The sequence below is a fragment of the Sphingobacterium sp. UBA7038 genome (genome assembly GCF_002494055.1).
Taxonomy (GTDB): Bacteria; Bacteroidota; Bacteroidia; order Sphingobacteriales; family Sphingobacteriaceae; genus Sphingobacterium; species Sphingobacterium multivorum.
In genome coordinates this window covers 26,395-52,453 of record NZ_DLAV01000028.1, presented here as the reverse complement: position 1 = coordinate 52,453, position 26,059 = coordinate 26,395, and the positions used below count along the sequence as shown (strand labels likewise).

20 protein-coding genes are annotated in these 26,059 nt (G+C 40.8%); 10 read left to right on the top strand and 10 right to left on the bottom strand.

The window, feature by feature from the left end; all coding sequences use genetic code 11:
• Nucleotides 1-50: 50 nt before the first annotated feature.
• The 9 genes from hisC (at nucleotide 51) to B3H30_RS18325 (ending at nucleotide 8,218) form a co-directional block, all read left to right on the top strand.
• Nucleotides 51-1,109 carry a histidinol-phosphate transaminase gene (gene hisC / locus B3H30_RS18365; RefSeq protein WP_070563350.1) on the top strand — a complete coding sequence of 353 codons (1,059 nt, stop codon included), beginning with the start codon at nucleotides 51-53 and terminating at the stop codon, nucleotides 1,107-1,109.
• Between the two features lie 4 nt (nucleotides 1,110-1,113).
• Nucleotides 1,114-2,253 (top strand): bifunctional histidinol-phosphatase/imidazoleglycerol-phosphate dehydratase HisB, encoded by a 1,140-nt coding sequence (hisB, locus tag B3H30_RS18360; RefSeq protein WP_046672342.1) that lies wholly within the window; start codon nucleotides 1,114-1,116, stop codon nucleotides 2,251-2,253.
• Between the two features lies 1 nt (nucleotide 2,254).
• On the top strand, nucleotides 2,255-2,854 hold the full coding sequence (gene hisH / locus B3H30_RS18355) for an imidazole glycerol phosphate synthase subunit HisH (RefSeq protein WP_046672343.1): 600 nt from the start codon (nucleotides 2,255-2,257) through the stop codon (nucleotides 2,852-2,854).
• A gap of 12 nt (nucleotides 2,855-2,866) precedes the next feature.
• The gene (locus tag B3H30_RS18350; protein ID WP_046672344.1) at nucleotides 2,867-3,619 is read left to right on the top strand and encodes a HisA/HisF-related TIM barrel protein; all 753 of its coding nucleotides are present in this window, start codon (nucleotides 2,867-2,869) and stop codon (nucleotides 3,617-3,619) included.
• A gap of 1 nt (nucleotide 3,620) precedes the next feature.
• Nucleotides 3,621-4,373, top strand: coding sequence for an imidazole glycerol phosphate synthase subunit HisF (hisF, locus tag B3H30_RS18345; protein WP_070563353.1), 753 nt, complete (start codon nucleotides 3,621-3,623; stop codon nucleotides 4,371-4,373).
• Nucleotides 4,374-4,495: 122 nt separating this feature from the next.
• On the top strand, nucleotides 4,496-5,080 hold the full coding sequence (gene hisIE / locus B3H30_RS18340) for a bifunctional phosphoribosyl-AMP cyclohydrolase/phosphoribosyl-ATP diphosphatase HisIE (RefSeq protein WP_115047132.1): 585 nt from the start codon (nucleotides 4,496-4,498) through the stop codon (nucleotides 5,078-5,080).
• A 257-nt stretch (nucleotides 5,081-5,337) separates the two neighbouring features.
• A complete protein-coding gene (locus B3H30_RS18335) occupies nucleotides 5,338-6,240 on the top strand; it encodes a WD40 repeat domain-containing protein (protein ID WP_286709374.1) in 903 nt (300 codons plus the stop codon).
• Between the two features lie 123 nt (nucleotides 6,241-6,363).
• Entirely contained in the window at nucleotides 6,364-7,584 is a 1,221-nt protein-coding gene (locus B3H30_RS18330; protein WP_286709375.1) for an LVIVD repeat-containing protein, read from the top strand.
• Nucleotides 7,585-7,615: 31 nt separating this feature from the next.
• Complete coding sequence (locus B3H30_RS18325; protein WP_286834759.1) at nucleotides 7,616-8,218, top strand: hypothetical protein; 603 nt, start codon at nucleotides 7,616-7,618, stop codon at nucleotides 8,216-8,218.
• A gap of 132 nt (nucleotides 8,219-8,350) precedes the next feature.
• Here the strand turns inward: B3H30_RS18325 and B3H30_RS18320 are convergent, their stop codons facing one another.
• The 5 genes from B3H30_RS18320 to dacB form a co-directional block, all read right to left on the bottom strand.
• Entirely contained in the window at nucleotides 8,351-8,827 is a 477-nt protein-coding gene (locus B3H30_RS18320) for a GAF domain-containing protein (protein WP_286709377.1), read from the bottom strand.
• A 180-nt stretch (nucleotides 8,828-9,007) separates the two neighbouring features.
• Complete coding sequence (locus B3H30_RS18315; RefSeq protein WP_286709378.1) at nucleotides 9,008-10,864, bottom strand: beta-N-acetylhexosaminidase; 1,857 nt, start codon at nucleotides 10,862-10,864, stop codon at nucleotides 9,008-9,010.
• 661 nt (nucleotides 10,865-11,525) lie between these two features.
• Nucleotides 11,526-12,107: a Holliday junction branch migration protein RuvA gene (gene ruvA / locus B3H30_RS18310; RefSeq protein ID WP_115047142.1), complete on the bottom strand. Its 582-nt coding sequence runs from the start codon at nucleotides 12,105-12,107 to the stop codon at nucleotides 11,526-11,528.
• 32 nt (nucleotides 12,108-12,139) lie between these two features.
• Entirely contained in the window at nucleotides 12,140-14,422 is a 2,283-nt protein-coding gene (locus B3H30_RS18305; RefSeq protein ID WP_115047144.1) for an NADP-dependent malic enzyme, read from the bottom strand.
• 93 nt (nucleotides 14,423-14,515) lie between these two features.
• On the bottom strand, nucleotides 14,516-15,940 hold the full coding sequence (gene dacB / locus B3H30_RS18300; protein WP_083295836.1) for a D-alanyl-D-alanine carboxypeptidase/D-alanyl-D-alanine endopeptidase: 1,425 nt from the start codon (nucleotides 15,938-15,940) through the stop codon (nucleotides 14,516-14,518).
• A gap of 234 nt (nucleotides 15,941-16,174) precedes the next feature.
• Here dacB and B3H30_RS18295 point away from each other — a divergent pair, with 234 nt between their 5' ends.
• Entirely contained in the window at nucleotides 16,175-17,950 is a 1,776-nt protein-coding gene (locus tag B3H30_RS18295; RefSeq protein WP_115047148.1) for an aminopeptidase P family protein, read from the top strand.
• Nucleotides 17,951-18,056: 106 nt separating this feature from the next.
• Here B3H30_RS18295 and B3H30_RS18290 read toward each other — a convergent pair whose 3' ends face one another.
• The 5 genes from B3H30_RS18290 to B3H30_RS18270 form a co-directional block, all read right to left on the bottom strand.
• Nucleotides 18,057-18,491, bottom strand: a complete 435-nt coding sequence (locus tag B3H30_RS18290; RefSeq protein ID WP_159332726.1) for a response regulator — start codon at nucleotides 18,489-18,491, stop codon at nucleotides 18,057-18,059.
• 127 nt (nucleotides 18,492-18,618) lie between these two features.
• On the bottom strand, nucleotides 18,619-20,514 hold the full coding sequence (locus B3H30_RS18285) for a sensor histidine kinase (RefSeq protein ID WP_286775371.1): 1,896 nt from the start codon (nucleotides 20,512-20,514) through the stop codon (nucleotides 18,619-18,621).
• A 211-nt stretch (nucleotides 20,515-20,725) separates the two neighbouring features.
• Complete coding sequence (locus B3H30_RS18280) at nucleotides 20,726-22,519, bottom strand: alpha-L-fucosidase (protein WP_239468797.1); 1,794 nt, start codon at nucleotides 22,517-22,519, stop codon at nucleotides 20,726-20,728.
• Between the two features lie 165 nt (nucleotides 22,520-22,684).
• Nucleotides 22,685-24,538, bottom strand: coding sequence for an alkaline phosphatase (locus tag B3H30_RS18275; RefSeq protein WP_112373852.1), 1,854 nt, complete (start codon nucleotides 24,536-24,538; stop codon nucleotides 22,685-22,687).
• Entirely contained in the window at nucleotides 24,532-26,052 is a 1,521-nt protein-coding gene (locus B3H30_RS18270; RefSeq protein WP_182983328.1) for a RagB/SusD family nutrient uptake outer membrane protein, read from the bottom strand. Before B3H30_RS18270 ends, B3H30_RS18275 begins: the two co-directional genes overlap by 7 nt.
• Nucleotides 26,053-26,059 lie beyond the last annotated feature (7 nt).

The window sequence follows — 26,059 nt, the reverse complement described above, 5'->3', positions numbered from 1 at the left end:
TTGCATATGATGAACAATTTATCTAAGTTTACGGCTCTAATTTTTTTATAATGGATAATCCATTCAACTTAAACAACCTACTACGGGAAAATATTAAGAAGCTCGTACCTTATTCATCCGCAAGAGATGAATTTAAAGGGGAGGCATCCATATTAATTGATGCCAATGAAAATCCTTTTGGATCCCCCTTAAACCATGATTACAACCGATATCCAGACCCTCTCCAACATCAAGTTAAAGCAAAACTTTCTAAAATAAAAGGTGTACCATCAGAGAATATCTTTTTGGGAAATGGAAGTGATGAAGCTATTGATATTTTATACCGTGCATTTTGTACCCCTGGTGTTGACAATGTCATATTAGTTCCGCCAACCTACGGGATGTATGAAGTCTCGGCGAACATCAATGATGTTGCTTTCAAAAAGGTAAACCTTACTGCTGATTACCAGCTGGATTTGGATGGTATTGCCAATGCAATAGACGCACATACTAAACTGATTTTTATCTGTTCTCCGAATAATCCAACCGGAAACTCAATCCGTCGTCAGGATATTGAAGCAATCCTGAATAATTTCCAGGGGCTTGTGGTAGTGGATGAGGCCTATATTAATTTTTCTGCTGTCAAGTCATTTACGCAAGAACTGGCTGAATACCCCAATCTAGTGGTATTGCAGACCTTATCCAAAGCCTGGGGGCTTGCGGCCTTACGCTTGGGTATGGCTTTTGCCAGTAAGGAGATTATCGCTGTTTACAATAAAATAAAACCACCATACAACATTAATCAAGCGACACAAGATATTGTATTGGAAGCCTTAGATCAGGTTGATCAAGTCAATGACTGGATCAAGGAGACAGTAGCAGAACGTGAGCAACTAGTGCGTGGATTGCTTGAACTGGATTATGTGCAGCATATTACACCTTCTGATGCCAACTTTATTTTGGTGAAGATGGAGCAGCCACGTGAAGTTTACGATTATCTCGTTCAATATGGAATTATCGTTAGAGATAGATCCAAAGTCGAACTGTGTGAAGGCTGTCTACGGATCACGGTCGGTACACCGGCTGAAAATAAAACATTGTTAGAAAAACTTAATCAAATCAATAAATAATACTATGCCTGATAACTTAAAACGTGTACTGTTTATAGACCGCGATGGAACATTGATTTTGGAACCTGAAGACGAACAAATCGATTCTTTTGCCAAATTAAAATTCTATCCTGGTGCTTTGCAGTATCTACCACGTATCGCAAAGGAGCTGGATTTCGAATTGATCTTGGTTTCCAACCAAGATGGTTTAGGAACGTCTTCCCATCCGGAAGAGAATTTCTGGCCAGTCCATCATTTTGTGATTGATACGTTTGCAGGAGAAGGCGTAGTGTTTGCCGAGGAACATATTGATAAAACCTTTCCACACGAGAATGCGGAAACCCGAAAACCGGGAGTTGGTATGCTTGGAGCCTATTTTGATGCGTCGAAATACGATTTGAGCCAATCCTTCGTCATTGGCGATCGTGTGAACGATGTTAAATTGGCACAAAACCTCGGTGCAAAGGCAATTTGGCTGCGTGCAAACGATCAATTAGGTGCTTTGGAAAACCTTGCGATAGATTCAACTGTTATAGCTTTAGAGACAACGGATTGGAAGACGGTGTATGAATTCCTTAAATTGGGTACGCGCACTGCCGAACATCATCGTAAAACCAATGAAACGGATATTTTTATTCAGTTGAATCTGGATGGTTCGGGTAAGTCAGACATCGAAACGGGGTTACCGTTTTTCGACCATATGCTGGATCAATTGGCTAGACATGGAGCACTTGATTTGACCATTAAGGCGAAAGGGGATCTTCATATCGACGAACATCATACCATCGAAGATACGGGTATTGCGCTGGGCGAGATCTTTTTGAAGGTTTTAGGGGATAAACGTGGAATTGAGCGCTACTCCTATACGTTGCCGATGGATGATTGTTTGGCTCAGGTTGCATTGGATTTTGGTGGTCGCAACTGGATAGTGTGGGATGCGGCATTTAAGCGGGAGAAGATCGGCGATATGCCTACGGAAATGTTTTTCCACTTCTTTAAGTCGTTTTCAGATGCTTCACGATCGAATTTAAACATTAAAGCTGAAGGTGACAATGAGCACCATAAGATTGAAGCGATTTTCAAAGCTTTTGCTAAATCTATCAAGAAAGCGGTAAGACGCGATGCCGACCATATGCAATTGCCAAGTACAAAAGGAGTATTGTAAGATGATAGGAATTATTAATTACGGTGCGGGGAATATTTTCTCCTTGACAGCGGCACTGGATCGTGTTGGGCTTACCTATGGTATGGTCAATACTGCCGATGAGATCGATCAATACGATCGTATCATCATTCCTGGAGTGGGCCACGCTGGAGCCGCGATGGACAAACTACAGGAATCGGGATTGGTGCCCTATATCAAAAAGCTAAAAAAGCCTGTATTGGGTATTTGTGTTGGTATGCAATTACTGACGGCTTTTTCAGAAGAAGGAAATGCCGAAATGTTAAAGCTATTTCCTTTGAAGACCTTACATTTTGATGCCGAAAAGTCGGGTAAAGTACCACATATGGGCTGGAATAGTGTTTCCGTGCCAGCAAACAGTCCTTTATTTGCACATATTGAAGACCAGACTTATTTTTATTTTGTCCACTCGTACTTTATCGAATTCGATGCGACATATACCGCGGCGAAATGTGTCTATGGACAGCCTTTTTCGGCTGCAATTTCCAAAGACAATTTCTTTGGCGTACAATTTCATCCAGAGAAATCTGGAAAAGCAGGAGAGCAGCTGCTGCTCAATTTTTCAACTATTCAAATTGATTAAAAATATTCGACTATGTATATCATTCCAGCAATAGATGTCTTGGACAAAAAAGTTGTCCGCTTGAGAGAGGGTAACTACAATGACGTTACAACGTATGCGATTAGTTTAGAAGAGCAAATCGAAACCTACCGTGCAAATGGTACGGAACTCGTCCATATCATTGATTTAAATGGTGCAAAAGGAGACTTCAGCAATCAGGCCTATTTATTTGATATCATCCAAAAGACAGATATGAAAATTCAGTATGGCGGTGGTGTAAGAAGTATCGAAAAGGTTAAGGAATTGGTTGATGCAGGGATTTATCGCGTTATTGTCGGAACACAGGCAATCACCAATCCTTCATTCTTGGAGGAGCTGGCTACGTTGAACGAAGGTAAAGTAAAATATGCCGACCACATCGTTATTGCAATCGACGTTTTGGATGAGGTAATCAAATACTCGGGTTGGTTGGAAAGTTCGCCAATCAAATTGATCGAATATATTGATAAATGCTTGGTTTTAGGATTCTTTAGGTTCTTATGTACCGATATTAGTAAAGATGGAAAATTGGGCGGTGCAGGCGTTGAACTCTACCAAAAGTTGTTGAGCCATTCTCCGATTATCAAGTTAATAGCTTCTGGCGGGATCAGTTCAATGGACGATATTCAGAAACTTCAGGAATTGGGCAGTGTAGAATCTGTTGTCGTTGGTAAAGCAATCTATGAAAATAGAATCTCGATCGATGAAATCAAAGATTGGAATTTAAAATCGTTAATCAGATTTTAAAATGCTGGCAAAACGTATAATTCCCTGTTTGGATGTCAAAGATGGGCGGACGGTAAAAGGAGTCAATTTTGTGGATCTGCGCGATGCAGGTGATCCTGTTGAATTGGCCTATGAATATTCTCAACAAGGGGCTGATGAACTCGTTTTCCTAGATATTACAGCAACGCATGAGGGGCGTAAAACGACAATTGATCTGGTCAAAGCAGTCGCACGTCAAGTGAATATTCCCTTTACAATCGGCGGTGGTATCAATGAAATCAGAGATGCTGATATCTTGTTGAATGCAGGTGCGGACAAAATATCCATCAATTCCGCTGCGGTACGCAATCCTGCTCTTATCAACCAGATGGCTGCAGCTTTTGGTGCACAATTTGTTGTGGTTGCTGTGGATACCCGGTCGATCGAAGGTCAGAATTTTGTGCATCTGAGCGGCGGACGCATTAAGACGGAATTGGACACAGCGGATTGGATCCTTGAAGCGCAAGAACGTGGAGCAGGAGAGATCCTGTTGACGTCAATGGATCATGATGGAACAAAAAATGGCTTTGACAATGGTTTTTTAAAAACAATAAACGACCAGATTCATATTCCACTGATTGCTTCTGGCGGTGCCGGTAATCAACAGCATTTTGTCGATGTTTTTCAACAAGCTAACGTGGATGCTGCCCTGGCGGCATCGGTCTTCCATTATGGTGAAATATTGATCCCCGATCTTAAAGCTACCTTACGCCAAAATGGTATTGTCGTAAGATAGGATAGCGGAGTAAAGATCGATAATCAAAGGGGTGGAAGTTATAAACTTGCTGAAAGAAATCCTGAGAAATTAAACTGGGCTCATGGCTCTTCGAAAATAATTAAAATTGAAATACTAAAATCATGTTAGATTTTGCAAAAAGTGACGGCCTTGTTCCAGTGATTGTGCAGGACTTCCAAACATTGGAAGTGTTGATGTTAGGCTATATGAACGAGGAAGCTTGGGAGAAGACACAAGCAGAGAAACGCGTTACGTTTTTCTCCCGAAGCAAAAATCGCCTCTGGACAAAAGGAGAGGAAAGTGGAAACTTTTTGAATGTAAAAAGCATCCATGTTGATTGCGATAAGGATACTGTTTTGATCAAAGCAGAACCAATGGGACCTACCTGTCATACAGGAAGCAGAAGTTGTTTTAATACAGACTTCAACCAAAACTTTCTGTTGGAGCTAGAGCGTATTGTCAACCATCGCTATGAACATCCTTCTGACGAATCTTATGTCAATCGTCTGCGTTCTCGCGGTATCAATAAGATTGCGCAAAAGGTTGGCGAGGAAGCCGTAGAAACAGTCATTGCAGCATTGACCGAAACGGATACTGATTTTATTAATGAAACTTCAGACTTATTGTTTCATTTGATCGTATTGTTGCGTGAGAAAGGATTTTCTTTGGAAACAATTGCGAAAAACCTCGAGAGCAGACATCAATAGGTATTTGGACGACGGCATCAGCGTTGAACAAAATCTGAAGCGGAAAGAAGGCTTTAAGCTAAGATGACAAAATAATCTAAGAAGTGCAGTATATTTGTGGATATACTGCACTTCTTGTTTCTACCGACTAACAATGCGTATTGCTGTATTGATCTTTACTGGATCACAGCTCAGTCAGCGGAGAATTCGGTCCTATAACATAAAAAATAGGCTTAAAACAGGTGCTCCGAATAGAGAAGGCGTTTTAGCGAATTACTATGGATATTACATTAAAATCGACGTTACCAGGGCATCAAAACCCTATTTTTTGTGTAGAGAAGGGCTACTATGCACATACTTTTTTTACGGCAGGTAACGATAAGGGCGTTGTCGAATGGGATATTGAGCAAAATGCATTTAAGCGTATTCTCTGTGCGGTAAGTTCATCGGTTTATGCTTTACGGTTGATCCCGGGGACGCCGATTCTGGCCATAGCCTTGCGTGAGGGTAAACTGCTTTTTGTAGATGTCGAAGAGCAAAAGCTTGTAGCAAGTATACAGCTAAGCAGCAAAGCTATTTTTGCATTGGCTTATATGTCCTGGAAAAATGAGCTTCTGGCAGTAGGTGAAGAGGGAACATTGTACGTTATTGATCTGACAACTTATAAATGTATTTATGAGAAGCGAATATCCCCAACAACAATTCGCGCAATTGCAATTGATGAAGGACTTGGAAGAATAGCATTAGGGGATAAAGATGGCAAAGTTTATACCTTGGACAGTGCTGATTTTCATATTATTGCGGATTCAAAATTGCATAGTATGCCCGCTACGTCGCTGGCATTTATCCATAATAAATTGCTAAGCGGTGGACGGGATGCGCAATTGGTGATTTCAGACCCCAATCAATTGACAACTAATTTTTCGTTTGTACCGCATCTGTTTACCGTATATGGAATATATCCCCATCCTGAAGCACCAATTTTTGTTACTGTCAGTCGCGACAAATCGTTGAAATTTTGGTCCACAGCCGATTTTGCACTATTGAAAAATATGAGCCGCGAGAAGATGCAAGATGGCCATCATTTATCTGTAAATGCGGGAGCATGGTCCGAAAATGGTCAATATTTCTTTAGCGTCAGCGATGACAAACTGGTGAAAGTCTGGGAATTTCATGTATAAAATATCGGGTAGGAAGTGCGGACTAACTTAGGGGCATAAAAAGTAAAGTCATTTGTAGCGAATTCATAATTATATCGTTAACTATGGTAATTATAAATTTAATTGACCTTATAGTTATATTTTATGAAAAGAATTTGGCTTATCCTATTAGGCTGTATAGCGCTTTCGAGCTGTGATAAAATCGAAAGTAAAGGAATGTATCTAGCTAGCGTGCCCATATTCGAAACAATGGAAAGTATACGAGCTAAAGCTAATCCCGTAAGCAGCCCTACGACAATTGTTCAAACCGGAAAGATTTATATTTATCAAGATTACTTGTTTATAAATGAGCCACGGAAAGGAGTTCATATCTTTAATAATGTTGATCCGTCAAAACCCGTGGCGATGGCATTCTTAAGTATTCCCGGCAATGTGGATCTTGCGGTTCTAGATGGAAAGCTGTATGCGGATAGTTTTACAGATCTGTTGACCTTCGATCTCGAAAATCCTGCATCTCCAAAATTATTGACACGAAATAAGGATGTGTTTAAGATGTTGCTTCAAATGGATTACTTGAATAATACTGCCGATCGCATCATTACAGGATACCGAGATAGCCTGGTAAGCTATAGCCAAAAAGATAAATATTCACCTTATGACCGAAAAGAACCTCTCTATAACGAGACCAATTCGGGCTCGGGACAGGGCGGATCCATGGCGCGATTTACCATTGCCAATAAACATCTATATGCCGTGGACCAAACGACGTTGCACCTTTTTGACGTGCAGAATGCGAGTAAACCTGCCTATGTAAAGGATATCAAAATAGGTCCTGGCATCGAAACAATTTTTCCCTTTAAAAACAACCTGTTTATCGGCTCCAATACAGGTATGGTGATTTATGATATCACGACGGCATCAGCTCCCGTAGAGCTGTCGCGTTATACACATATTCGTGCCTGTGATCCTGTCGTTGTCAATGAGAAATATGCCTTTGTAACCTTACGTGCAGGCGTGGTATGTGGGGGGCAGCAAAATTTGTTGGAAGTTATCGATATCCAAGATCTGACGAAACCGATGCTGAAACATAGCTTCACTTTGGAGAATCCTTACGGACTGGCGCTATCGGACCACACGCTGTATATCTGTGATGGAAAATTTGGGTTGAAGTCATTCGATGCCAGTGATGTTAGTCAAATAGGTAATAAGCTTTTAGAAACTCACAAAAACCTGATGAGTATGGATGTTATCGCTGGACCAAAATCGCTAATTATTGTTGGAGAAAAAGGTGTACATCAATATGATTATAGCAATAAGGCCAAATTGAAGGAATTGAGCATTATTCCTGTTATTAGACCCAATTAAGACACTATTTCAAGAGCTTCATTATTCTGATATGAAAAGACTTTCGATTGCCATTTTGGCTCTTCTCGGGTATTTAACTGTTGATGCCCAAACAAAAAAATATACAAATCATAATGAATTTTCGGTTATTACTTATGGCCCTGCTTTTCTGGAATCTGGATTTGGCTTACATACATTGCATGGGGTGCAGCTCCATGAAAATATCGCTCTGGGTTTAAATACAGGGGTGGATAGGTATGCTGTAAACAATGAAGGATCAAAATGGTTTTTACCACTCTCAGCCAAAGTAAATTATGTGGAATTCCCTGACAGAAAACGTAGTTTTTTTGCAGGATTGGATTTAGGCTATAGTTTTGCTTTCTTGAATAAAAATCTAGTCGAGAGCAATTTAAAATATGAATATCAGGGTGGCTCGTTGGTAAATCCACAGCTGGGTTGGCGCTTTAAATTTAAGAATTCAGCGAAATATTGGTCTTTGGCAACAGGATATCGGTATCAGCACTATAGCCGAAAGGATACTTATACGCGACCCTCAGCAAGTTTGCCAGACACTAGCATAGGGTATGGAACAACACAAATGGATAAAAAATATGATCTGCACCGTTTTACTTTACAGGTAGGATTTGGTTTTTAGGTATCGATCGGATGTTTTTTTTATTAACAGGTGTCGATAGCTTGAAATGTAAAAAAATAGCGTAAGTATACGGTTCGTTTTTCAAATCTAGGCCGATACTAACGCTATTTCACTCTTTTTTGTGGAGCTTACTTATTCGCCGTCTAAAAGCTGTAATACCTGCGTAAGGTATTTCTCATCGACTTCATCAAAACTATTTAATTCACTACTGTCAACGTCCAGCACACCGATAATCTGTCCCTGTTTAAAAACGGGTAGCACGATTTCGGACCGCGAGAGCGAACTACAGGCAATGTGTCCCGGAAATTGCTCCACATCAGGAACAATCAATGTTTTTTCCTGTGCCCAAGCACCCCCGCATACACCACGACCTTTCTTGATACGCGTGCATGCAACGGGTCCCTGAAAAGGGCCTAACACGAGCTCGTCTCCATCAACAAGATAGAAACCAACCCAGAAAAAATTGAATTGTTCTTTCAGTGCAGCAGCGATGTTAGCCAAATTGGCAATTTGATTCGGCTCGCCTTGCAAAAGTCCCTCAATTTGAGGAAGTAAATTTTGATATTGTTCTTCTTTGCTACCTTTAGCTATTTGTAAATCCTCTGCCATAAAAATCTATGTAAAAAAAATAATCATGCATTTGCTATCAGGATTACAATTGCCAAGCATGTTTTGCCTGTCCGGAAAGCTTCACGGCATATTGAGTTCCAACCTGCATGAAATGAAAAAGCGCTAATACGCTGTTCAAAGTTAACAGAATATTAGCGCTTTCTTATCAGGCAAATGTTATTATTTCTTGGTGTTGATAATATTCACCCGAATGTAGTTGCTTCTTTTGCCGGAAGGCGTTACAACAACGGCTTTGAAAACACGTTCCTTACTATTAGGAACCGTAATTTTCACTGGACCTGTATATTCTAAATCCAATTCTGAAGGATCGTAGTTGTCCAATGTGTAATAAATTTTGGCCCCTTCAACAGATGGTTTCAAGCCTCTGATCGTATATTCCGAAGCATATACGGTGGTATCTGTTATGCCATATACTTCCGGTACACGATAGAATGTATTGGTTTGGTCAAGTTTAGCCAGCTGATTTGCTGCACGCTGTTCTGAGAAATTTTTCCAATTCTTTTTCTCTGGCTGTGTCCAGGCAATTTCAGAAAGCGCTAAAACGCGCGGTAACACTGTAAATTCGACTTTATTGGATGATCCAATATACTCTGTCCAAATATTTGCTTGTACACCTAGAACGTGTTTCTTGTTGTTTTCAGCAATTTTGCTAGGCATTGGGTCTGACGAATATACTTTGCTCAATGTGGAAAGTCCGCCGATACTTAAAGGTTCTCTGTTTTGATCAGGACCTTGTTTGTGATCAAAATATAGACCATAGCTGTTTGCCGTTATGATCACATCGTGACCTTGATTGGCTGCATCAATCGCACCTTGATCGCCTCTCCAGCTCATGACAGTCGCATTAGGCGCTAAACCACCCTCCAAGATCTCATCCCATCCAATGATACGTTTACCTTTGCTATTGATATATTTTTCCATACGTTGGATAAAATAGCTCTGTAACTCGTGTTCATCTTTGAGGTTGTTATCTTTGATTCTTTTTTGACAAAATGGACATGTTTTCCATTTTGTTTTTGGACATTCATCACCGCCGATGTGGATATATTCACTCGGGAATAGGGGAATGACTTCATCAATGACATCTTCCAACAACTTGAATGTTTCTTCTTTTCCAGCACAGAAAACATCGTCAAAGACCCCCCAAGTCTGCGCAGCCGTGTAAGGTCCTGGCTTATCACCACAGCCCAATTCTGGATAAGCCGAAAGTGCTGCTAACGCATGCCCAGGCATTTCGATTTCGGGTATAACCGTTACATATTTAGCTTTAGCATAAGCAACCACTTCTTTGATTTGGTCTTGGGTATAGAAACCGCCATAAGGTGTGTTATCATAATCACCATCTGTCTTGTAGTTACCCAGTAGTGTTTGCTTGCGGTAACCGCCAATCTGAGTCAATTTTGGATGTGATTTGATTTCGATACGCCAGCCTTGGTCGTCTGTCAAATGCCAATGAAACGTATTCAATTTGTAAGACGCCAGAATATCAATGTATTTTTTTACAAACTCTACTGGAAAGAAATGACGGCCAACATCGAGATGTAATCCACGGTAAGCAAAGCGAGGTTCATCCTGGATTGAAGCTTGTTGAATTTCTATGCTGGCCTTTTTATCCACAGGTAGCAACTGGATCAACGATTGCATACCATAAAATAGACCGGCAGCTTTTCCGCTAATAGTTGCGCGGTCTGAACTTATGTTAAGTTCATACGCTTCAGCATTAGTGGATTTTGCGTTTTTGGAGGAGAAATAGATCGTATTGCTGCTCGCTGATTTCACTAGGGATAAATTGAGACTGTAGTTGCTTTTTAGGAAATCCTGAAACAGCGTTGCAACTTTTTTGTCCTCTTCGCTATCAAAGGCGATTTTGGTGTTAGCGTTGATTTTAAATGTACCATTTTTAATTTGAACCTGTTGCGGTAAGGGCACAATGTTCAAGGTAGCATCTTTCTTTTCTTGCGCAAATACTGCTGCTCCTATACTTAGAGCCAGCGCAAGTGAAAATAGTTTCTTCATGCGTGAGATTATAACTGAAATAAGAAGTTCTAAAAATAGGTGAATAAATACGTTTTAGCAAAGAGGAAATGTAACAAATAGGGTATGAAAACACTGTTGAACGTATTTTTGGGCACTTAGAAGTAGTTTGGATAATAACGTGTTTGGGTTAGATCAATCGTTTGTTTAGTCTGTTAAAGGGGATATTTTACTTCGGGGAATAGTATCCAAATTTAGGTAAAAAAATTTATGCCTTTTTAAATGTTCGTATCTCCTGTGAGCTGATGCTTTATCACTAAACCTTCTTTCGTTGTACAGATTATTTCGATCACGTGAAGGGAAGATAACGACCTTATAACTTCTTCTGAATGATGTCATTTTTGATCCGTTTTTAATGCTTAGTTTATAGGTACATTCAACGGAGCTGATAGGGCTTTATCCGAATAAGGTCCGAATGAGGTCCCTATAAAGTCCCTATCAGCTCCTTATTATTTATAGCAATATCTTTTTGATGTTTCAAATTTGAAGCACTGTTAATAGGGCGCGAAGTATTGCAAAACTGAGGTTCGGGAAATGACAAAGGAACCCGAAGGTTCCTTTATATCTTTTACGTTACAGCATGAATAGCACGTATCCGTCATCTAATGATTAATATCGGATATGTTCAGCAAATGTTTATGCATTAAAGTCGTTTCAATGCTAATTTGATCATATCCTCTACGGAAAGATTGCTTTCGGTCTTTAAAATGGTATTTAACACCTTCTCTGCCGCGACTTTGTTGAATCCGAGCATCACTAGTGCTGACAATGCTTCGTCCGGAACTGATTGGGATTGGATAGGTGATGCCAAAGCTTCGAAGCCCTGTTTTTTTAATTTATCCTGAAGTTCCAGTATAAGACGTTGTGCTGTCTTAGGGCCAATTCCTTTAATCTTTTGAATGAGGACAACCTGGCCATTGACGATGGCAGACTGGATCTCATCGGGTGTGTTTGACGATAGGATCATACGGCCTGTATTGGGGCCAATACCAGAAACAGAGATCAAATTTTCGAATAATTTTTTCTCGCCTTCTGTTGCAAAGCCATAAAGCGTGTGTGAGTCTTCCCGAACTTGAAGTGAAATAAATAATTTACAGTTTTCCTGATCCTTGATTTGGGAGAAGGTATAGAGCGAGATGTGGACATAATAACCAATCCCACTCACATCGATAACAACATGAGTGGGGGCTTTATATGCTAATTTTCCAATGAAATATTCGTACATAGTATACGAATATAGGAAGATTTTAAGCTATTCTATAAATTTTTAAGATGTGCTTGTACATCTACTACGGCAATGGTAACCATATTGACGATTTCGCGCACAGAGCTATCCAGTTGCAATACGTGAATAGGTTTGTTCATACCCAGAAGGATTGGACCTACTGCCTCAGCTTCACCAACTTCTTGCAATAATTTATAAGCGATATTTCCAGACTCCAAATTAGGGAATACAAGTGTATTCGCCGATTTTCCATTCAAGCAGCTGAACGGGAAGTTTGCGGTCAACATTTCGCTGTTTAAGGCGAAGTTTGCTTGTAAATCACCATCAGCAATAATCTCTGGATGTTGATCGTGTAGAATCTGCGCTGCTGCTCTTACTTTTGTTGGCGTTTTTCCTTCACTTGAACCAAAATTAGAGTAAGATAGTAATGCAATACGTGGCTGAATGTTCATACGTTTCACAGCTTTATCCAGTAACAGGGTAATGTCTGCCAATTCTTGTGCTGTAGGGTCTTCATTTACGGTTGTATCGCCCATGAAGATTGGTCCTTTTTTGGTTAACATCATGTACATACCTGCCACACGGCTGCCTGGCTTAGCACCGATTACATGCAATGCCGGACGGATTGTATTTGCATAATTTTTGGTCATACCGGAAATTAGGGTATCAGCTTCGCCAAATTCCACTAAAGAGGCACCAAAATAGTTACGGTCGTACATCAACTTACGGGCGTCGTATTTCGAAATACCACGACGTTGTCTTTTGCTATAAAGATGCTCAATAAATTTCTTCGAGCGCTCCGTTTCGCCATCTACTTCAGCAACCGGGTCGATAATTTCAAGGCCATCCAGTTCAAAAGCATATTCTTTGATTAGACGTTCGATTTTATCTTTTCTACCCAAAAGAATTGGAATAGCAATGCCTTCTTCTTTAACAATCTGTGCCGCACGCAACGTTTTGTAATTGTCTGCTTCTGCAAAAACAACACGTTTAGGATCTCTTTTAGCAGCCATGGTTAAATTGCGCATAATCGCATCATCTTTACCCAGACGTTTACGTAATGCGTCGCTATATTGATCCCAGTCTTCGATTACGGTCTGTGCTACACCTGATGCGATGGCAGCTTTTGCAACAGCCATGGAAACTTCAGTGATCAATCGCGGATCGGTAGGTTTTGGAATAATATATTCTTCCGAGAATTTTAAATTGCTGGTGTTATAGGCTTGATTTACTTCTTCGGGAACAGGTTGTTTCGCCAAATCTGCAATTGCATGCACTGCCGCAATTTTCATTTCTTCGTTGATTGCTGTTGCACGTACATCCAAAGCACCCCGGAAGATGTATGGGAAACCCAATACATTGTTTACCTGGTTAGGATAGTCTGATCGACCTGTACCCATGATAATATCGTTACGTGTAGCCATTGCCAAATCGTAAGCAATCTCCGGATTTGGATTTGCCATTGCCAATACAATTGGGTTTGGAGCCATCGATAACAACATCTCTGCCGACATAACATCCGCTGCCGATAGACCAATAAATACATCCGAATCTTTTACAGCATCTGCCAGGGTGCGGATATCGCGATCTGTTGCATATTGTGCTTTCATGCTATCCAGATTTTCTCTATCCGTACGGATAACACCTTTGCTGTCCAGCATCACAATATTTTCTTTGCGGGCACCTACTGAAATATACATTGCAGTACATGACATTGCAGCTGCGCCAGCGCCATTCACGACGATTTTCACTTTAGAAATATCTTTTCCGATAATTTCACAGGCATTGATCAATGCAGCACCCGAAATGATTGCCGTACCATGTTGGTCATCGTGCATCACTGGGATGTTCATTTCTTCTTTTAGACGACGTTCGATTTCAAAACATTCCGGTGCTTTGATATCTTCCAGGTTGATCCCGCCAAAAGTAGGTTCCAATGCTTTGACGATGTTGACGAACTCATCGACATTTTTGGTGTCCACTTCGATGTCAAATACATCAATGTCGGCAAAAATTTTGAATAATAATCCTTTACCTTCCATGACTGGTTTACCAGCTTGGGCGCCGATATCGCCTAAGCCCAATACTGCTGTACCATTACTGATAACAGCAACAAGGTTTCCTTTTGCGGTATATTTATAAGCATCTTCTTTGTTCTCAGCAATAGCCAAACATGGCTCCGCTACACCCGGAGAATATGCTAATGACAAGTCTCTTTGCGAATTTGTTGGTTTGGTCGGAACAACAGCTATTTTACCAGGTCTACCCATTGCATGGTAGTTTAACGCTGCCTGTTTACGATTAGTGTTACTCATTACGATTTTATTAATTTAAGGCTACAAATCTATCATTCTTTTTGATAATTGGAAATATTTGCCAATATCTTATTATAATTAGACAATAATATGTTACTTCAGCACATCCAATAGTTTAAACATTTGCTGGCGCATATTGGACGCAGACCCAGAATAGTTATTGACCAGCAAAGTATAGGTAAATGACTGTCCTGTTTTATTGGTATGTACACCTGTATAACCAAGTACGCCACCAATTGTTCCACTTTTCATCTTCATATTGTTATATGTAGGAAGACTTTCGTAGAAGGCGGGGTACCAACTTTGTTTTTGTGCATATTGCATAATCTTATTCATGGCAGATGTGGTCACCCTATTTTGAGGTGATAGACCAGAGCCATCCATGCTATTGAGTTCACTGGATTTTATGCCTAATTTGGCATTCCAATATTTCTGTATATAATAGGCGCCATCTTCGGTGCCCGTTTTACCAGCTGTTGTATAAGCAATCGCTTTCAACAAGGCCTCTCCGTAAAGGTTGATGCTCTTTTGGTTAAACCAGTAGACAATTTTGTCTAAGGTTGGAGATAAATGGATATCGAGGGTCTGTTTTTTTGAAATATCAACTGAATCCATCTTGGTCCCGGTAGCTGGTAGTTCGCTGGCGGTAATACCGTTGTTACTTAGTACTTCATTTAATTGATAAGCGAGATCATAGGCCGGGTCTGGCGAAGAGAGCTCGATAGTTTTCTTGAGGTCCTGTCCATAGGTGCCGCGCACAAATATCTTGGTCGAATAGGGAGCGGCATAGGCGTACACATTGTCTCCGCTTCCCGATTTACCCGTGGTTGTTTCATTGATGATTTCCAGATACGGAACTGGCGTTGTGTAATTGGCGATCTCAGCTTTAGCTCCGACTTTAGTGCTTGGCAGAAAATTTATGCCGAAGGCATTTTCACACCAATTGAGGGAAGAAATTCCAGCACCATAGTAATTGCCCATGTCGGTCCAGATCCAGCCCCCTGGAAGCTGGTTGCCATTGTAAAGCCGGTCATCGGCGATGATTGCGCCATTTATACTTTTAATACCGGCATTCTGGACTGCTGTAAGCCACTTGTTCAGTATCGTTGTTGCTTGAGTCTCCGGGTAGCGGGCGCTGCCGAGGGTAGGATCCCCCGTACCTGTCACAATAATATTTCCGTTTAACACTCCGTTCTCGTCGATTTCACCTGTATAATACAGGGTTGTTTTGAAGTGAAAATTCTTGCCCAGGAAGTCCAAGGCCGTAGCCGAAGTGATGACCTTCATGGTGGAAGCGGTCGCCAATCCGACGTTCTCATTTGCTGCGAATACAGTCTGGCCTGTTTTTGCGTCGAAAACGGTCAATGAGCTCAAACCATTTCTGAGGTTTTCCTGATTTTGAAATTGCGTGAATGCATCCTGAATTTTACTACGAAGATCCTGTGCATATACTGGCGTAGCAACGGTCGTTAACGTGTAGGCAGAAAAAGCAATGGCACTTAGCACAAATTGGTTCATATATCATGTTTTTATAGTCCTATGGTATATCCAGCTTATCTTCGATGAGCTTGTTGGCACGGTTATTTTTATTCGTGTTTGGAACTCATGGATATTCCATTGGACGTATTGTAATTCCTGGAACGCTGCCAATTTTAGGGAAAAGCGTTCGCTGTGTTTCGTTTGTTTTATTTGGCTTAAAGTTAGGCATTCGCCCCTAAAAAATCCTAACTTGCGTAAAATTGTATAAACGACATGAAGCATATCGAAAAATTAGCTGCCATTCGTGAGGCGATGAAGGCTCAGGGAATCGATGGATATATCATCCCATCATCAGATCCTCATATTAGTGAATATCTACCGGAACGTTATAAATGCATCGCCTGGGCATCGGGTTTTACCGGATCAGCAGGTACTTTGGCAATCACGCAGGATTTTGCGGGCCTTTGGACCGATTCTCGTTATTTTGTCCAAGCAGCAGAGCAATTGGCGGGAACAGGCTTTGAATTGGTGAAATTGAAAGTGCAAGGTGCAGCGGAGTATGCAGATTGGTTGGGCGAACAGTTGGGCGCTGGTGCTAAAGTTGCGTTTGACGGCAATCTCGCTTCTTTATTAGTGGCTCAATCTGTTCAGCATACTTTGGAGCCTTTGGAGATTAAAGTAGATGGTCATGTTGACCTGTTGTCATCATTATGGGAAGGACGACCAGAACTTCCTAAGGCACAGGCCTACCTGCTGGACGAAAATATTACGGGACAGTCAACGGTTTCTAAAATTGAAGCTGTCCGCGCGGAGATGAAAAAGAATAGAACGGAGGCTCATCTGATCTCATCTTTGGATGACCTGGCCTGGTTATTAAACATCCGTGGTCAAGATGTACCTTGTAACCCTGTTGTTTTAGGATTTGTATTAATTACAGCAGAAAATGCAACGCTTTATATCGAACCTTCGAAGCTGACAACTCAGGCAACTGAAGAACTGAAGGGCTACGGAGTGGATATTGCAGCTTATGAGGATCTCTTTGAGACAGTTCCGACATTGGAGGTTGCATCTATTCTTATCGATCCCAAACGCACCTGTTTTGCTGTTTTCGACAGCGTACCTAAAGGGGTTAAAATTGTTGAGAAAATAAACCCTTCGACGAGTTTAAAAGCAATTAAGAATAAGGTTGAAGTTGAAAATAACCGCCATACGTTTGTAAAAGACGGTATAGCGTTGACTCGTTTCTTCAAATGGTTGGAAGAGAATGTCTCCTCTGGTGAGCTTTCTGAATTATCTATTGCTGACAAATTACGTGGATTTCGTGAAAGTCAAGATGGCTTTGTTGACGTCTCATTCACGACAATTGCGGGATATTTGGATCACGGTGCCCTGCCGCATTATTCGGCTAATGAAAAATCGAATTATACACTAGAGCCTAAAGGTTTACTATTGGTCGATTCTGGGGGGCAATATACTACAGGGACAACGGATATTACCAGAGTGGTAACGCTTGGAGGTCTTACGCAGGAGGAAAAAGAGGATTATACCCTTGTGCTCAAGGGAACAATAGAAGGCTCTCAGGCTATCTTCCCTACTGGAACGCGCGGCTATCAGATCGATGCAATTACGCGTCGTCCATTGTGGGAAACATTACGCAATTATGGGCATGGTACGGGACATGGTGTCGGTTTCTTCTTGAATGTACACGAAGGTCCACAAGTGTTCAATGCAGCAGCAATAGATGTTGCTGTTGAACCAGGTATGATCACTTCAATAGAGCCTGGATTGTATCGCGTCGGCAAACATGGTATTCGCATTGAGAACCTCGTGTTGACCCGTAGAGCAGGATCTTCCGAATTTGGAGACTTCCTGGACTTTGAGACACTAACAATATGTTATATCGCAACTGATTTAATCGAAAAATCCTTATTGGATAAGAAACATATTGCCTGGCTAAATAACTATAATCAGTGGGTATTTGATCAATTATCGACTCATCTTACGGTTGAGGAAAAGAATTGGTTGGCAGACAAGTGTCAGGCGATTTAATCGCTCAAAAAGAATAACGACAGTGGCTGTCCGCTGTCCACAACAATAAGTTGTCAAAATAAAAAGCCCTCCAATAATTAAGTAATAAAGTTTTGGGGGCTTTTTTTTAATCGATTTTTTTCAAAATCTCGTAAATAGATTCTTTTCCAAAAGGTTTCAGAATAAAACCGCTTATAAAAGGATAATTAGCCAGTTGCTCCTGATCGCTTTTGCTCGTAGAGGAGCTGACAATAAAAATCTTGGTTCGTTTGATGAAGTCTGTACTATTTTCAAGTACATCCATTAACTCCCAACCAGTCATAAATGGCATATTGATATCCACAAAGAGTATGGGTGGCATCAGCGACTGGCAGATGTCATTGTTATCCAAAAAATCCAATGCATCCAGTGCATTTTTGAAGGAATGAAAGTCAATCTCATAGTCGGTAAATCCCTGTAGCATATGGCCGAAAATAGTACGTAAAATGGCATTATCATCAATGAGAATGATCGTTCTTTTAGTTTCAGGAGTCATGGTCTTTTTGATTAATAATGTTTTCATCGTGTCAATAAACCTCATCTTTGTCGTTGATTGACATCGCAGTTTTTCTTTTACTCTTTTACTTGTGAGATCACGCTGTCCAGGATCTTAGCAGTTATTTTCTACGAACAGGATTGAACGCTATTTTTTATAGTTGTATCAGCGGATTTTTATATGCTTTTTCTAAAAATTTGACATAAAAGGTACTACCCGAATCGATTTTACTTTGTACATCGATCTTTCCGCCCAATGATTCGATCTGATATCTTATGAGAAACAATCCGACACCTTTAGTCTCAAATCCACGGTGAAAAACCTTTTTGAACATAAACAGCTCAGATTTGTATTTTGGTAGGTTAATACCCAGCCCGTTGTCTTTAACCGTTAATAAGGTTCCTTCTTGTTCCAGATGCGTATGTATTTCGATCCTAGGGGCTCTATCTTTTGCCGTAAATCGGAGTGCATTACTCAGGAGATTGCTTAAGATACTTTCCAGGTAAATCTTAGGATAATAAATATCTTTTACATTGAATTCGATGGAAATAGTCGCATTTTTTTGCTGTATTTCTTCCAGAAATTGCTGTTGCACTTTTTTGAATACATCGAGAAAATTACATTGCTCGTAAATCAGTGAATTGTTTGATTTGATATCAAGTATACCCCCCAAATCATGTAATGTTTCAGTCAGGTTGTCACTGCTAATATCCAGAAGGTTCATAAAATCTGCTTTTATTTTTTCGTCATCAGTTACCTTGATTTCGTCAATAAGCATCTGTATATTACTGAGTGGGCCCTTTAGATCATGAGCGAGGATGTTAGCAAATTCTTCCAGTTGTCGTATTTTGGTTTCAAGATCTATTTTGACTAGATCCGATTCAATCTTTTGCCTCTTTAGAATTTCTATATTCTTTTTTGATTCGGAAATATCCTGCACCTGGACGATCAGAAATTGTGCGGTATTGGCATTATCAAAAACTGCCGCAACCGTTACAGAACACCATACAAAATGTCCTAATTTATGTAAATAGCGTTTTTGAAGCGTAAATGCTTCAATTTCGCCCCTGACAAGTTTTTCTCTAAGTTCAACATCTTTATCTATATCGTCTGGGTGTGTTCGATCAGTAAACTTGGTTGTCGACATTTCTTCATGAGAATAACCAAGAATTTTGGTTAACATGTTATTGGATTCTATGCAGTAACCTTCGAGGCTTGTCAAAGAGATTCCCAGACCAGATAAATAAAATGCTTGATTAAATTTGTGTTCATTGAATTTACTCTTTTCATTGGACTCGACTTGTTTTGTAATGTCGGAAATAACCAGGGCTACCCGGTTCAGCGCCCTATGTATAGGTTTTATCTGTAAACGGTACCATTTGTCTTTGTGCTCTTTTAAATTGGATTGAAAATCCATCTTAAGTTCGCGGTCCAATTTTAATGAACTTTGTATTAATTGAAGAGCGGGCACTGCAAGATCAGGTGGGAAAAGCTCCGTGAGGCTCTTATTTAGAAATTCTTCTGGCGTATAGAACAATAGATCCGGATTGTTGGTCCAGTAGTTTTTAAATACTCCAGTATCGGTTACTTCGAATACAAGATCATTCAATGAGGCAACAAGCAATTGAAGTTGGTGTTGTTTATCTTCTAGGACACGATTTTTATTGACCAATTTCGATACATCAATAAATGAGATTGAAAGACCTTTTTTATTGTCTTCTATAGTAAGATGAACATTGAATTGATACCATCTAAACTCTTGATCCTTTTTTCTTCCTAGGATAATTTCATTTTGGTTTTGGTTTTTGGAAAGAGCACTAAAAAATGGCGTTTCTGTAGGCGATAGTTCCGAAAGATCATCTGCTGAGTAAAATGTAATTAAATCATGTAGTTTGTTGGTGGTTGCCGTACTTTCGAGGTCTAAAAGCTCTTGTGCGCGTTTGTTAAACAGTAGAATAGTGCCATCATCGGTGGTCGTGATTAATCCCTCCAACCTTGTATTTACAGTTTGGTCAGAAAGCACAGATAAAGAGTCCCGTTGCAGATGCATTATCTAACAATGTTTAGGGTTAATTTTCTCATTTATAAGCATAAGTGGCCTATCAGCCCCTATTTGCAAAATTGGTAACTTTTACCCCAAAATAATAAATAAATAATAAAATATGTAACTTTTTGTATAAATTGCTAGCAAGCAGATTGTTATGTAGGCATAGTAATCTGCCTGCTGGTGTTTTACATGTTCTGTACCGAGGAACGTATGTTTAATTCTTCATTTTTTCGAGCCAAATCCAGTTAAACCAAAGTGGCTGTAGTTCTTTACTTTTAAAGGTTACGATATATTTTCCGGGCTTATCGAATTTAAATTTGCCGATGCGGTTTTCGACAAATTCTTCTGTGTAGTTGTTTTCATTGGGCTCGACCACCATTTTGTTTGTAGGAGCAAAACTTCCTTGCAACCGCTGATTGGCAGTACTGACTTCAAAAACACTGTTTTGTTTATTGGGATTATGTGCTGAAAAATCGAGTGAGTAGACGCCTGCTTCAGGGATGGTTACCTCCCAATCGATCTTCGTATCACCCGTCAGGATCGCATGCGTTGGATTTTTGCCGTTATAGCGTACAATTTTGAGTCCTTGGTTGAGGCTATTGGTTGATTTCAACGAAAAGCCACCAAAGGTTGATTCCGGGATTGTATTTTTGTCCAATTCTAGCGGGCTGTTAAAAGTCAATTTAACTTCTGAAACATAATGATCAGGTTGCGCGTCAGGTAATTGGATATGGATTAGACTGAGACTTTGATCAAATTTTAGCGCCGTAGATACACTTCCGTTCATCAGGGAAACCTGTTCTGGGGTCGATTTGATTCCTGTAATCCGAAGTGTATGATCTAAGGGCCAATTAAAGACGTGCGCATATACGACTGTTTTTTGCCCTTCTTTTTTGGTCGTGAGGTAACCCCAATCGAAATGGTTGTTTTTTAGATCAAGGCCGGTGCTGCCATAGATGCCCTCTCCATAACTGTTTAGCCAATCTCCGACTTCGTGCAGACGACTGACACTTTCGTAGGGAACTGTTCCATTGGCACGTGGCCCGATATTTAAGGTGAAGCCCCCGTTGAGACTTACATTGGAGATCAACGATTGGAAAATTTGACTGGTTGATTTCCATTCATTCTCCTGACCGTTGTAACCCCATGAATGGGCAATCGTCCCAGGGGTTTCCCATGGATGGTTAATGTAATTGCTGCCAAATTGGTTATCTCCTAATGTCTCAAAATCCACGTTCTCCGCATCCGTAGGAAGACCTAGACGTGAATTAATCAAGCAATTAGGCTGTAGTTCACGGATCAGTTTGACAACTTGCAGTAATTGTTCTTTTTTTATGATCGACTTTTGATAAGGGATCCACATGTCGAACCATATCAAGGCAATGTCGCCATAGTTGGTCATCAGTTCGCGAAGTTGAGGGATAACTTTCTCCTGCCAATATTGATTGTATTGGGCATCGGTAACATGTCCCGACAGCTCCTGTTGATGATTCCAGCCGTATGGATGTTCCCAGTCAATCCAATGGGAATAGTAAAAACCTAATTTCATGCCGTGCTTTCTACAAGCCTCTGCGATATCTTTGATGACATCCCGATTGGAACCACTCAATTTTGGGAGGCTATAATGACCAACTTTTGTGTCCCAAAGGGCAACACCATCATGATGTTTGGCGGTGATGATGATATATTTCATCCCAGCCTCTTTTGCTAGAAGAACCCATTGCTCAGGATCTATTTTACTCCAGTCGAAACGTTTTGCCAAGGTACCGTATTCTTCTTTGGAGACGCGGTTGCGATATCTTAACCACTCGGCATAGTTATTCATATAACGCAAAGGTTCGCCCTTCCACATGCCTTCAGCTGCACTGTACAGCCCCCAATGAATGAACATGCCAAAGCGGGCATCTTTAAACCATGAGGCTTTTTCAGAAGTTTGTGCAAATATTTTGGCCGAAATACTGAATAGCAATAATGACAGAATCAGTAGTCGCTTGATTGATGGTATCATAAAGGTTGTTCTGTTTTTTGACTTACAAGATAGGCAAAAAATCGAATATCGATCCTTAAATTGGGTTTTGAAGTGGCTGTGAAGGATAAAATGTCGTCTGTAAAAAAGTGAAAACCCCTCGTATTTAAACGAAGGGTCTTTGTTTAGTATGAAGCTTTAACGCGATTATTTCAAGTTAAAGGCCTGGATAATCTTTTTAAAAACTGCTGTATTGTTGTAGATGCCAATAAAATTTTGCGCACCTGGTCCATAAGCAAAGACAGGTACCATAATATTGGTATGGTCATCGCTACTGAAATTGCCCCTAACAGTTCCCTTTTTATAATTGGCATCCAACAGGGAAAGTCCGCCAGTTTCGTGATCTGCAGTGACAATGACGAGTGTTTCACCATCTTGGTCCGCAAATTTTAGGGCTTCCCCGACAAGCCGATCAAAGTCATGTTGTTCGGTAACAACATAGGGAAGATCGTTGGCATGGGCTCCATAGTCAATTTGTGCACCCTCGGCCATGATAAAGAAGCCATTTTTATTTTTAGACAAAAGCTCAATCGTTTTTGAGAGGGAAGTTTTTAGCATTTCTCCCCGTCCATCGAGTATTCTTCGTGTCGCAGAATCCGCCAGGAGTACGAGCTGTTTGCCTGATGTCGCTTTTTCAAAATCACCTAAATTTTGCTGAAGCTGATACCCTTTTTCGGTCAGTTGCTTCATCAGCGTGTTATCCTTGTTGTTGAGGAAGCTTTCGCGACGGGATCCAACTAAGATATCCACATGGCTATTTTTGAAATCTGCCGCAATTTCCTGTGACATGGTCCGATCGATCTGATGTGCGTAAAATGCAGCCGGAGTGGCATCTGTAATATCTCCCGCACTGATTATACCGCTTTTGATCCCGTGTTGAGCAAGTGTATCAGGAATAGCGCTCAACAATTTACCGTCTGCATCCACGCCAATGTAACGGTTATTGGTTTTATGTCCAGTAGCCAAAGCTGTCCCGCCCGCAGCGGAGTCGGTAAAATCCGAATTGGATGCTTCGGTGCGTGAAAGACCAATATGTTTCATATTGATGATATTGGACTGACCAAAATTGGCACTTAAACCCGCTTGTATTTGAGCCAAGCCCATTCCATCACCAATAAGTAAAATAACGTTCTTAACCTTGCTCGTTGCACCATCATTTTTATAGGTTGGCTGATAGGGAACGTAGGCCTTTGGATTTTCGTATTCGACTTTAGCGTTGTTTAAATAGAAATTCTTAAGCGCAGTAGGATGGTCTGTATTGATCCAGTCTACCCCCATGTGACCAAGTTCTTTCCAACTATTGGGACTGTCTTTGGTTGCCCAGAAACGAAAGGTTTTCCCCAATTTATGCGCTTTGTCTATCACAGATTTCATCTTTTCAAGGTCGGGTGGAGTAGGTGTCCCTTTGCCATTCCAGACAGAATACTGCTTAATATCCTGACTGATCATCCCAATATGTTTGAGCTGTGCCGGCGTATAATCTTTTTCCGGCCGGCCATCAAAATAAATCATCGATGGATAATTGTCGAACTTTTCCGGCGGCGGGATTTCACCGCTGACGACAATTTTAATGGCGGAAGGATTTTTCTGCTGGTCGAATATAGATTCGTTGCCCTTCAAATCGGCCAACAATTTAGACAATACCTGTTCGTAATTTTCTTTGATATCAATCACGAGCTGCAAGGTCTGCTCAGGTTTGGCATAAGGTTTATTGCCGTTCTCCTTAAAGAAAGCAATTAAAGGGTCGATGTAAAGTTTTTTTAACGTCTTCCCTGGTTTGATTTCGCTGCTTTCATGGGCGACGTAAAGCTCTCCATTGCGATAGAAGACGTCCGCTTCGATAGAGCCCATTCCAGCATAGTAAGCCTCCAACAGCGGGATTTGCTGTTTGTAATCATTGTGGCTGTGACCTGCATTGGCAGTCAGTTTCTGTTGTGCAGAAACTGACTGAATGCTTAGGCCGGCAAATAGCAGCCACATTAATTTATTGTTTTTTACCATCCTGCATTTTGTTTAATGACGCCGGAACTGTTGTTGATCTCGCGTTGTGGAACTGCCCAAACATCATGTACTTGCGGATTGAAATTTCTAGCCGGCCAAATTACAGCACCATCGAAATCGTGTAAAGGTTTGGCATAGGTAGCTTGCGCATCGCCCCATCTGACCAAATCACGGTGACGGTCTGCCCATTCACCAGCAAGCTCATTGCGGCGCTCGCGTTTTAGGTCTACAAGAGTCATTCCGCTTTTTGCTATTAAACCAGCTCTCTTCCTAATTTTATTTAATTCAGTATCACCGGCTCCAGCCCCATTTAAATTAATGGCGGCCTCAGCTTTAATCAATAATACTTCGGCATAACGCATCAATGGTACATTGAGGTCTGTTGTTCCGTTGTCGCCATTTGGATTAACGTGTGTTGGAATAGGGTTGGCGTATGAAAATGGTTCCATATACTTTTTGAACTGGTAGTTCGAAGTCGCACCACCGTCTTTTGTAAATGTACGTTCTTCGCCAAAAAACTGGAATTTATCCCCTGGTTTCAAGATTGTTGCTTCACGACGCAAGTCACCTGTTTCAAAAGAATCGTAAAGTTCTTTTGTCGGTAGATAGTAGCCCCAGCCGTTGTAGATTCCCCAAGCTTTATTGGTAAGCATAACACCTGGAAGTTTGCTGCCCCAGCCAGTACCACCACCATTTGGCGTACAGACCACCGACCAAATATATTCTTTGGACCAGTTGTTAGCCGCCTTAAACACATCCACAAAATTGGTCAATAAATCATGTTTGCCCGAACTGATCACCATATCCGCGTACTTCGCAGCATTGGTATAATCTTTTTTGTACAGATATACTTTTGATAAATAGGCCCATGCAGCTGTTTTGTGCGCTTTACCATAATCGGTATCCTTCATCTCAGAAAAATAAGGAAGGTTGTCGGCCGCTTTTAATAGTAGTGAAATGATATAATCGTAGTTTTCGTTAACGTTGTTGGCTCTAGCTACAGGAACAGAAGCATCTGTTTCAGGCGTAACAATAGGCACACCCGCCTTGTCGTTACCATAGTTTGCCGCTAATTGAAAATAAACCAGACCTGCATTGAAATAGGCATCGCCAATGATCTGTTTTTTTCGCGCTTCATCCATGCTTATATTGGGAACATTGATAATAATATCGTTGGCCCTCTTTATAATCGCATAACGCATGCTCCATTGAGATTCTGTATAACCACCACCGATGTAATTGCGGTTGAAGTTTTTAATATTGTCGGCTTCGGGCTTGTTACGTCCTGTCACCATGTCGTCACTGGCATTAATAAACCAAAACATCCCGCGACCGTAATAATCCTCTTCATTGTACTTTTCGTACATCCCGGCTTCTGCTTTGATCGCATCTTGTTCCGTTTTCCAGAAATTCTGTGCGGAGGGAGAACCCTCTGGTGTTATATCTAACTGTTTATTGCACGATGCAAAAAGTGCTACTGCTGCTATTGCAAGGTATTTTATATTCGTTTTCATCGTTTTA

What these genes read in the sequence shown, in the direction of transcription:
- hisH (WP_046672343.1), top strand. Translation starts at nt 2,255, where the DNA reads ATGATAGGAATTATTAATTACGGTGCGGGGAATATTTTCTCCTTGACA.
- B3H30_RS18335 (WP_286709374.1), top strand. Translation starts at nt 5,338, where the DNA reads ATGGATATTACATTAAAATCGACGTTACCAGGGCATCAAAACCCTATT.
- ruvA (WP_115047142.1), bottom strand. Translation starts at nt 12,107, where the DNA reads ATGTACGAATATTTCATTGGAAAATTAGCATATAAAGCCCCCACTCAT.
- B3H30_RS18325 (WP_286834759.1), top strand. Translation starts at nt 7,616, where the DNA reads ATGAAAAGACTTTCGATTGCCATTTTGGCTCTTCTCGGGTATTTAACT.
- B3H30_RS18275 (WP_112373852.1), bottom strand. Translation starts at nt 24,538, where the DNA reads ATGGTAAAAAACAATAAATTAATGTGGCTGCTATTTGCCGGCCTAAGC.
- B3H30_RS18305 (WP_115047144.1), bottom strand. Translation starts at nt 14,422, where the DNA reads ATGAGTAACACTAATCGTAAACAGGCAGCGTTAAACTACCATGCAATG.
- B3H30_RS18285 (WP_286775371.1), bottom strand. Translation starts at nt 20,514, where the DNA reads ATGCATCTGCAACGGGACTCTTTATCTGTGCTTTCTGACCAAACTGTA.
- hisC (WP_070563350.1), top strand. Translation starts at nt 51, where the DNA reads ATGGATAATCCATTCAACTTAAACAACCTACTACGGGAAAATATTAAG.
- B3H30_RS18295 (WP_115047148.1), top strand. Translation starts at nt 16,175, where the DNA reads ATGAAGCATATCGAAAAATTAGCTGCCATTCGTGAGGCGATGAAGGCT.
- B3H30_RS18290 (WP_159332726.1), bottom strand. Translation starts at nt 18,491, where the DNA reads ATGAAAACATTATTAATCAAAAAGACCATGACTCCTGAAACTAAAAGA.
- hisIE (WP_115047132.1), top strand. Translation starts at nt 4,496, where the DNA reads ATGTTAGATTTTGCAAAAAGTGACGGCCTTGTTCCAGTGATTGTGCAG.
- hisB (WP_046672342.1), top strand. Translation starts at nt 1,114, where the DNA reads ATGCCTGATAACTTAAAACGTGTACTGTTTATAGACCGCGATGGAACA.
- B3H30_RS18315 (WP_286709378.1), bottom strand. Translation starts at nt 10,864, where the DNA reads ATGAAGAAACTATTTTCACTTGCGCTGGCTCTAAGTATAGGAGCAGCA.
- B3H30_RS18320 (WP_286709377.1), bottom strand. Translation starts at nt 8,827, where the DNA reads ATGGCAGAGGATTTACAAATAGCTAAAGGTAGCAAAGAAGAACAATAT.
- dacB (WP_083295836.1), bottom strand. Translation starts at nt 15,940, where the DNA reads ATGAACCAATTTGTGCTAAGTGCCATTGCTTTTTCTGCCTACACGTTA.
- B3H30_RS18280 (WP_239468797.1), bottom strand. Translation starts at nt 22,519, where the DNA reads ATGATACCATCAATCAAGCGACTACTGATTCTGTCATTATTGCTATTC.
- B3H30_RS18330 (WP_286709375.1), top strand. Translation starts at nt 6,364, where the DNA reads ATGAAAAGAATTTGGCTTATCCTATTAGGCTGTATAGCGCTTTCGAGC.
- B3H30_RS18270 (WP_182983328.1), bottom strand. Translation starts at nt 26,052, where the DNA reads ATGAAAACGAATATAAAATACCTTGCAATAGCAGCAGTAGCACTTTTT.
- hisF (WP_070563353.1), top strand. Translation starts at nt 3,621, where the DNA reads ATGCTGGCAAAACGTATAATTCCCTGTTTGGATGTCAAAGATGGGCGG.
- B3H30_RS18350 (WP_046672344.1), top strand. Translation starts at nt 2,867, where the DNA reads ATGTATATCATTCCAGCAATAGATGTCTTGGACAAAAAAGTTGTCCGC.